We start from the raw sequence: 8810 nt of genomic DNA, 5'->3' as shown, positions 1-8810 counted from the left end.
CCCCTCTATTTCAGGATATTTCAAGTCATGTTTCATGATATTGACTAGTCCCAGAACAGAAGCGATAGGAGCGTTAATATCGTGGGAAATACTATATACAAAACTATCCAGCTCCTTATTAATCTTATTCATTTCGGCCAAAGCGTAATTTTTCTCCTTTAGTTCGTTTTGAATAGCGGTAGTCTGGAGTTTAACCATTCGTCTTAAAGAGAAAATCCATATTCCAGCCAATAATAATAACAAAATAATACTCCCCAAAACCCATCTTACATATTTCATAATTTGATAAGATCTGGAAGCTTCTTTTGGTATATAAATGGAAAACCATTTATTGTAAATTTCAGTATAGCGCTGTTGTATTTTAAGCAATTCTAGGCCTTCATTGATTACATTTATTAAGGCCGTATCACCCTTGTGAGCAGCGAAAGCCAAACGAGCGGAAATCATGGGAGGACCTGTTATCCTTAATCCGGAATATTCAGGTTTAAATTGTATGGTTTGTGCCACATATTCATTTACTAACGCTAAGTCATACTTTCCTAATGCTAAAAGGTTTAAAGCCTCCGGTTGAGAGCCTACTGAATTCATATGTGCTTTAGGAAAATGCCTTTTTATGTATTTCTCAAGATAAGAATTCTTTTCCAATACAATTTCCACTCCTTCCAATCCCTCGGAAAGATCCAATGACTTATCTTTAGTACGAACCAGAAATCGATGATCTACCAAAGCAACCAATTGGGAAAATTCAAAAGAATCAACCCTTTCTCTTTTATAAAACATCTCAGATAAGTCAAAAGCGGAATCTTGAGTAAATTCTTTATATGTTTCGGGCCAGGACTTTAAAACAAATTTGAATTCATACCCACTTACTTTACCTATTTCAGTCAATAAATCAATAAAAAAACCATCAGGCTTTCCATCTTCATCTAAAAATTCAAAGGGAGCAAAATCTCTATCCCCTCCATAAACAATTACCTTTTTATCAGACCTTTGCTTTGGATAAAAATTTCCTTCACTACAAAAACCTCCTAAAGACAAAAAATAAAGCGGCAAAATAAAAAAGCAAAGCTTAACCATTTTCCTAAAATCTCCAATCTTATTCACCCTATATAACAGGCAAAAAAGACTTAAGTTTCAGGGGGCTACCTTTAACCCCCAACCTAAAAAGGAATATAATATTTGGATAAATAAAGAATTAAATCTCTCCCTTTTAACCCCAAATCAATATTTCTTCAATACTTCGGAAATAAAATATAGTGAGGCAGTTAATTTATATATTGGCAGAAAATATATCATCCGAAAAAGTTAAACTCTTCTTAAATACAATTCCACCTACTCCAACTCTGGAAATATTTATTTTCTTAATTAAAAAAGAAAAAATTTTACCCCTTCCTTTTCTTTTTTAACGCTAAAAGCCATTTGTCATATCCAAAATGGGAAACAATTCAACAAAAAATATACCTCCACTCAAAAAGATCTTTAACAGAGAAATCCTTCACAAGGACGGAGAAGACAAAACCTTTTACATTTGAAAGTAAGTTGAGTTTACTGGAAAGCAACAAGGCATTTTAAAGCAAACCGTTTTCCAGTAAAAACTGACGGGCAACTTTTTCCTCTTTCATACCTTTTTCACTGACTTCATAATTGAGTTGGATCATTTGATCATTATTAATCTTTCCTCCCAACATATTTAACCACTTTATTACCTCTGGAGCCTCTTTTTCCAAATTTTCACCAACAAAAGAAACTGCCTCATAGGGAGGGAAAAATTTTTTATCATCCTTTAACACACGTAAATTAAACCTTCTAATTTGACTGTCAGTAGTATAAACTACCACAACTTCAGCTTGGTCAGACATTAAGGCTAAATATCGAATCTCACTTTCCATATTAATTACCTCTTTAAACTGAAAACCATATGCTCTTTCTACCCCTGGTAAACCATCTTGTTGTCGGTCTTGAAATTCTATCGTACTTACTAAACGCAATTGAGATGCCTTTTTCCCCATGTCGGAAATAGATTTAATAGATAATTGCTCCGCAACCGAATCCTTCATGGCAAATGCATAAGTATTATTAAAACCTAATGGAGTAAGCACTTGAATTCCAAAGCCGGATTGTAAACTATCCTTCAAAAATTGATAAATCTGTTGAGGATTCTTTAGACTGTCCTGATGAAGAAGGGCTTGATAAGCGGTACCTGTATATTCCACATAAGTATCAATATCATTATTTTTTAAAGCCTGAAAGGCCAAAAAAGTACTCCCCAAGGCCTTAGTCTGAACTTCAAAATCTGTATTTTTTTCCAAAAATATCTTTTGAATCTGTGCCAAAGTGGGGCCCTCAAGATCGGCTTTATAACCAATCACCAATTGTTTTTTTGAGGGCAATAAAACAGCAAATCCTACGGATAAAATAATAAAGGACAGGATTAATATGGCAAGTCTCTTCAGAAGTTTTATTCTTCGATCAACCACCCTTCTATTTTGAAATTGCCTGTTTAATAAGGTCTGCTCCACCATTCCTAAAGAATAATCAGCCAAAAGGGCTAGTACAGCAGCAGGAACAGCTCCCGCTAAAAGCATCATATTGTCATTAAGTGCTATTCCTCTAAAAATAAAATCTCCCAGCCCACCAGCTCCTATGTATGCAGCAATTGTGGCTGTTCCAATATTTATTACTGTAGAAATTCGAATTCCCCCCATGATTATGGGCAATGCCAAGGGAAACTCGACCAAAAATAACGTTTGCCTACTGGTCATTCCAATCCCCTTTGCTGCTTCAATAATGGAAGGTTCGATACTCTCCAATCCCATATAGGTATTCTTTAGAATGGGAAGAAGTGCATATAAAAATAATACAAAAACCGCCGCTATTTTCCCAATTCCTAAAAAGGGAATAAGTAAGCCAAATAAAGCCAAGCTGGGAATGGTTTGCAAAACATTAGCCAACTGTAGCAACCATTTGCCCATTCGAGGTTTTCTAGCAATCCCAATGCCCAAAGGTACCCCAAAGATAATGGCACAGCCCACCGAAAAGGCGGTTATTTCAAGGTGTTGAAGGCTTAAATGGGCTATTTCCTGATATCTGGCAAGTATAAAATCCCAAATTTCCCTACCCATAGTAAAGTATTATTACAAATTAAGAATTTAGAACTTGCACAAGTTATAGTAAAAAGGGAATTTTTCCTCTATGTAATCTAAATTGTCTCGACTTAATCCAGGTAAGACCTATCGCTCGAAGATACCTGTTAAAACTAAACTTGTTTTAGGGTAATCTCAAACATCCCTCCCCTTCAATCCAAATTTATTTCAGAGGTCTATTTTTTTCTCCAAGATTGAGTATAACTCCCATGCAGCACCACTTAAACAAAAAAGCAAGAAAAGTGCATGGAGTCCTGACTGCTGTCAAAAGCCATATTTTTCGGAGGAATATTTTTTCCAATATGAATCGAAAAAATTACATATTAAGTAATTTTTTCCAAAGACTTATTTTAACCAATAGACTTGATTTGAAAAATTAGAAGGACTCAGATCACAAATTTCTTCAGTACATAAATAATGAACCCGGGGTGATAGCGATTTACCTAATCATCCTTCCAATTAAGATCTTTCAGCATTTATTTTAAGGAAGCAAAAGAAATTTTAAAAATAGCACCTACTGTCCAATGGATAATCTGAAATCGGAAGGATTCTTATGTTTTATTACTTAAGCTGAACAGGGTTTTCCAGCGAATTTCATCTTATGCTTAGACATTGAGTCTAAAAAAACCTGACATAAAAGGATTTGCCTTAGAAGGTGTAATGACCTACCTGATCTTTCCTTTAATTTAAAAAATGCACCCTACAGCTCCATCTGTAACTACTATTTTTGAAAAGATTATAAAAAACAGAAAAGAAGGTCAAAACCTTCCCCGCATCATTTTTTATTAGATCTGCATGAAAAAGATTGGATTGTTTATGCCCCTGGGAATCCAAACACCTGCGAAAAAGTCAATAAATTGAGTTTTTAGGGGACTCATTAACTAGAAAGGCAAGGGTTGTTTTAAAAGTTCAGTGAATAAAATATTGCTCACCCCTACATCACAAACAAACCAAAATATATGGATTGTCTTCCCTCTTTGAAACGGATGAGCAATTCAATGCTAAAAGAGGTCTTCTTCCCTTTCAAGCATTAAAATAGAAGATTGGGGCACTATAAAATACTTTTCCTCTTCATACATTACTTCAAAAGCACCTTTTTGGAGAAAAATGGCCAAATCTCCTTCCCTTGCCTGAAGGGGTATATATCGGGTTTTCTCATTTACCTGCTTCCAGGGTTCCTCTTCTTCCTGGATACTTGGAATTGGATACCCCGGACCTACTTTCATAATATAACCTGTCTGAATCTTTTCTTTTTCCTTTACCCCGGGAGGCAAGAACAAGCCTGATGAAGTCTTTTCAGCGATTTTTCTTGGTTTTATTAATACTCTGTCTCCAACAATAATCAGCTTGCGAAATTTATTTTCTGCTGTCAATTCCATTTTCGTTTTACTCCAAAAAATTGTCTTTTCGTTAAAAGAACAAATTTAGCGGAAATTTTCCTCCCTTTAAAAATTTTTCCTTTCATGCCTTCAGGAAGCAAACCAGTATATGAATTTTGAGTTTTGAGTTGACTAAACTAAACTTTTAATATGCATTCTTCCTTACCCACGCTTAAATTCCGAATCAAAAATTAGGCGGTCATTTATTTTAATATATAATAATCTTCTTTTTCTCTGGGAATTATTTCTAACACATTAGCCAAAACGAGCAAAATCAAAGTTCTAGAACTTTTAAAGAGGTTGATCTTAGCCAAAGAGGAAAATTCCTTCAGTGTAATATGATCATGGTTTTGCAAGTATTCCATTAAAAGTTTCTCCTTCTCTCCAAAATGAAAGCTAATGTCCTTTTGTCTTCTCCTTCTCCTTAAGATTTCCCTAACTTCCCTACTAGCTTGAATACTTTTATCTTCATTACGGACATAAACTTTTCCCCATCTACTTTTTTCATCTTCCAATACATAATGGGGTTTTTTAATACTGGGATGTATATAAAAACTCAATATTTTCCGATTTTCCGATAGAGGAATGACTTTCAAAGCATAATTTATCCGAGGTCTGCAGAAATTTAAAATGGCCCGCTCCAAGACAAAAATATCCTCATCGGCGTATTTCAGCCCTGAAATGGTTTTATTGTCATCTACTCCTATAAGTAAATGCCCACCCCTGCTATTGGCAAAGGCTACCACTTCTTTCACAATTTTTTCCGGATGATTGGCCTTGCGTTTGAATTCAATCACCTCATTTTCTCCCTGATTAACCAGGGCTTGAACCTCCCGCAGTGTCATTATTTAAAAATTATAGTGAATTGGTTTTCCACTTATACTCTACATTTGAACTAAAAAATTTGAATCTGACAGCCTACAATTTTTGCTTCCCTTATAACTAACGTTAGGGGCATAGCTCCTGTTTACTATTTTTTTCACTTCAAAAACCCTAAAATTATTGATAATCAAAATTTAAGGGATCCGGGTAAAGAAAGGAATAATTTAAATCTTGAATCAATTTACTGCTGTCAACTACCTTATAAGATTTTTTACCTTCCAAAAATATAGGTGGAATCAGGTTATAATCTTTTACGTTTTTTAGATAAATATCCTTACGAAGTGGATGAATGGGTGTAACAAGATTATAGACTTCATTTTTTTTATCACTTTCAATTAGGGTTTTCACAATTTGAACAACATCATCACGATGAATGTAGTTTACAGGAGTATTTCCTCCAGTCAACTGCTTACCTTGAAAGTACTTTCCAGGAATACGGTTATACCCCAGCAGACCTCCACAGCGAAGTATCAGGGTGTTAAATTTTTCACAATTATTTAATAAAATTTCAGCCTGAACCATCGCTTGATTTGCAGACTCTTTCACTTGGGAAACTTCTACTTCCGTTACTGTTTTATTTAAAGCCGGATATACGGAAGTAGAGCTAATATAGATTACTTGCTCAATACCTTTTCCATTAATATGGGTAAGAAGGCTTTTTATTTGGTTGATATGCCAGGCATCACCATAAGTTTTAGATTTTGGGGGAATGGCTATTATCAATATTTTTGAATCAAAAAAATCGGAAGCTTGTGCTTCATCTAAGGCAGGAGTTAGCTTTATCAAATAAGGTTTTATACCAGCTTGCTCTAAAGAGTAAATATTTTCAGGGTTAGTGGTACTCCCATTTACCTGATAACCATTGTTACATAATTCCTTTCCAAGAGGCAACCCCAACCAGCCACAACCCAAAATACTTATTTCTTTCTTCATATTGTATTCTGTCTTCTTTAATTCAAACCAAATGCTTATTTAACCAAATTAAAGTTCACTAAAATTTAAATTATCAAATCTAATTGTTTAAAAAATAATAAATGAGAGGTAGTTATATTTATTTTCCAGAAAGTGAATAAATGGTCTCAAACAGAGATTTGGAAATTCTTTACCCCTCAAACATTTTCTCACATAGGTGCAGACAATGATAATTTTAACCCAGATTTATGAGTTATAGAAAAAAACCATCTAAACTTGTTAAATTACAACGCTTTAAGCAATTAAGAAGTGAGAAAACCCTTAGACCTGACTGTTATTAATGATAAGATTTACGGGGCATGGTACCCAATAAAAAATCCCAAAGTGGAGAGGACACCCCAAAAGCTCTTTCTGGGTCTTTATAATGGTGAATAGCATGATGTTCCCATAGCTTTCTCAAAACATTCTTAGGAGGAGGATAAGCATGAACTACATAATGCACACCTAAATACATGGAATACCCTACTGCAAATCCTGGAACGAAAGCCCAGGCATAAGCTCCCATAATAAAATTAAAAATCCAGAGCAATAATAACCCCAATGCTAAACTCAAAATTGGTGGCATAGCCAACCGCATTTTATCCTTTGGAAACTCATGATGAACTCCATGCATGGTATATTGGAGTTTTTTTCGTAGATCAGTATTTGCCACCATATGAAATACGTACCGGTGAGTAAGATACTCTATAAGAGTAAAGCTAAACCAACCAATTAAAAAGAAGCCAATAACTATACCTATACTCAAATGATATAAACTAAAAGCATAGTATAGTAAAACTGTTGAATATATCCCCAAAATGGTCACTGGCACTGCCACATGGGTTTTAGTTAGTTTTTCAAGAAATCCATTATTAAATAGCACCTTTGAGCCTTTATTTTTTGGCATTATGGAATTTCCATTTCCCATACAATTCCCTTTTTTCAAGCCTATACTCTATCTTCTACTTCTATAAGGAGAGCTGGAGAATAAAGGTTCTATAACAGAAAAAAAATTACCAATCGACTCAAAAGAGTACTCTAAAAGCGATTAACCTATAAAATTAATTTACTTAAGAGCATGTTTAAAAAATTTCTTTTTGCTGCAAATAGTTTTTGAAAAGCTGCACTTCGTTGCATTTCAAAAACTATTTGCACTTAATAACAAAAAACTTAAACCAGCTCTAAGCCTTTTCTTTTTCTTGGGCTGCTAGGATTTGTTGATAGTAGTCTTCATATTTTGGCAAAATGGCCGAAATATCAAACTCTCTGGCTCTGGAAAGGGCATTCTTTTTGAATTGAGGTAAATGTTTATTATCCAGAACATAAAGAGCTTTGTTGGTCATATCTTCCAAATCATTCACCGCGCAAGCAAATCCAGTAACCCCATTTATGTTCAATTCGGGAAGTCCTCCAATATTAGTGGAAATAACTGGCACTTCGCAAGCCATAGCTTCCAGAGCTGCTAAGCCAAAACTTTCTTTTTCCGAAGGCATTATAAAAAGATCTGCTACCGACAATACCTCCTCTACAGCATCCAATTTACCTAAAAACCGAATATCCTGGCATATACCTAGTGATCTACACAGTTCTTCCGCATTGACCCTTTCCGGGCCATCACCCACCATTAATAATTTTACAGGTGCTTGTTTACGAATATTATGAAAAACCCGGATTACATCACCTACCCGCTTTACTTTTCTGAAGTTGGAAGTATGAACGATCAGTTTTTCATCATTTGGACAGATCGCCTTTTTAAAATGATCTTTCTTTTGCCTTTTAAAACGCTGCAGATCGATAAAGTTAGGGATCACTTCAATTTCCCCCATTATTGGAAAATGCTGATAAGTGTCTTTTTTAAGGTCTTCTGACACGGCTGTAATACCATCAGAGCTATTGATACTAAAGGTCACAACTGGCTCGTATGTAGCATCTTTACCCACCAATGTTATATCAGTTCCATGAAGAGTAGTAATTACAGGAATATTAATTCCCTCCGTAAGCAAAATTTGTTTGGCCATATATGCTGCCGAAGCATGAGGAATAGCATAATGCACATGCAAAAGATCAAGTTCTTCATACTTAATCACATTTACCAATTTACTGGCCAAAGCCAATTCATAGGGAGGATATTGAAACAAAGGGTAGCTTCGAATATCAACTTCGTGGTAAAAAAGATTTTCGTTAAAAAAATCTAACCGAGTGGGTTGGGAATAGGTAATAAAATGCACCTTATGCCCTCTCTGAGCCAACCCTTTTCCCAATTCAGTAGCTACTACTCCACTTCCTCCAAAAGTGGGATAACAGACAATCCCTATTTTCATTTCAACTATGTATTTTTGCTAAAAAATAAACGCAAAACCGTGTTTAACCAACAAATTAATATGGTCTACGCATTTAATCAAAGTAAACTTACCAAATTAGGTTTAATAAGGCTTAATAAATTCTTTTACTTTTA

The 8810-nt window shown here is 34.8% G+C and carries 7 protein-coding genes; all 7 read right to left on the bottom strand.

The genetic code is table 11. The features are described from left to right. A partial coding sequence (locus E1171_RS13625) for a transporter substrate-binding domain-containing protein (RefSeq protein WP_187696448.1) occupies window positions 1–1053 on the bottom strand: 1053 nt, incomplete at its 3' end. A 515-nt stretch (window positions 1054–1568) separates the two neighbouring features. Beyond that, window positions 1569–3122, bottom strand: coding sequence for a glycine betaine ABC transporter substrate-binding protein (locus tag E1171_RS23865; RefSeq protein ID WP_187696447.1), 1554 nt, complete (start codon window positions 3120–3122; stop codon window positions 1569–1571). Window positions 3123–4144: 1022 nt separating this feature from the next. After that, window positions 4145–4522 (bottom strand): co-chaperone GroES, encoded by a 378-nt coding sequence (locus tag E1171_RS13615; RefSeq protein ID WP_155206579.1) that lies wholly within the window; start codon window positions 4520–4522, stop codon window positions 4145–4147. A 203-nt stretch (window positions 4523–4725) separates the two neighbouring features. Then, window positions 4726–5367, bottom strand: a complete 642-nt coding sequence (locus E1171_RS13610; protein ID WP_155206578.1) for an AlbA family DNA-binding domain-containing protein — start codon at window positions 5365–5367, stop codon at window positions 4726–4728. 154 nt (window positions 5368–5521) lie between these two features. After that, complete coding sequence (locus E1171_RS13605; protein WP_155206577.1) at window positions 5522–6337, bottom strand: NAD(P)H-binding protein; 816 nt, start codon at window positions 6335–6337, stop codon at window positions 5522–5524. A 316-nt stretch (window positions 6338–6653) separates the two neighbouring features. Continuing rightward, entirely contained in the window at window positions 6654–7283 is a 630-nt protein-coding gene (locus E1171_RS13600) for a sterol desaturase family protein (RefSeq protein WP_155206576.1), read from the bottom strand. Between the two features lie 253 nt (window positions 7284–7536). Beyond that, complete coding sequence (gene bshA / locus E1171_RS13595) at window positions 7537–8676, bottom strand: N-acetyl-alpha-D-glucosaminyl L-malate synthase BshA (protein WP_155206575.1); 1140 nt, start codon at window positions 8674–8676, stop codon at window positions 7537–7539. Between the last annotated feature and the right edge of the window lie 134 nt (window positions 8677–8810).

This window comes from Xanthovirga aplysinae (assembly GCF_009711365.1).
Taxonomy (GTDB): domain Bacteria; phylum Bacteroidota; class Bacteroidia; order Cytophagales; family Cyclobacteriaceae; genus Xanthovirga; species Xanthovirga aplysinae.
The sequence above is the reverse complement of the archived record's forward strand: the minus strand, read 5'-3'. Positions and strand labels throughout refer to the sequence as shown.

Bases quoted from the DNA above. Each gene is read 5' to 3' on its own strand.
- E1171_RS13600 (WP_155206576.1), bottom strand. From the start codon at position 7,283: ATGGGAAATGGAAATTCCATAATGCCAAAAAATAAAGGCTCAAAGGTG.
- E1171_RS13605 (WP_155206577.1), bottom strand. From the start codon at position 6,337: ATGAAGAAAGAAATAAGTATTTTGGGTTGTGGCTGGTTGGGGTTGCCT.
- E1171_RS23865 (WP_187696447.1), bottom strand. From the start codon at position 3,122: ATGGGTAGGGAAATTTGGGATTTTATACTTGCCAGATATCAGGAAATA.
- E1171_RS13610 (WP_155206578.1), bottom strand. From the start codon at position 5,367: ATGACACTGCGGGAGGTTCAAGCCCTGGTTAATCAGGGAGAAAATGAG.
- E1171_RS13615 (WP_155206579.1), bottom strand. From the start codon at position 4,522: ATGGAATTGACAGCAGAAAATAAATTTCGCAAGCTGATTATTGTTGGA.
- bshA (WP_155206575.1), bottom strand. From the start codon at position 8,676: ATGAAAATAGGGATTGTCTGTTATCCCACTTTTGGAGGAAGTGGAGTA.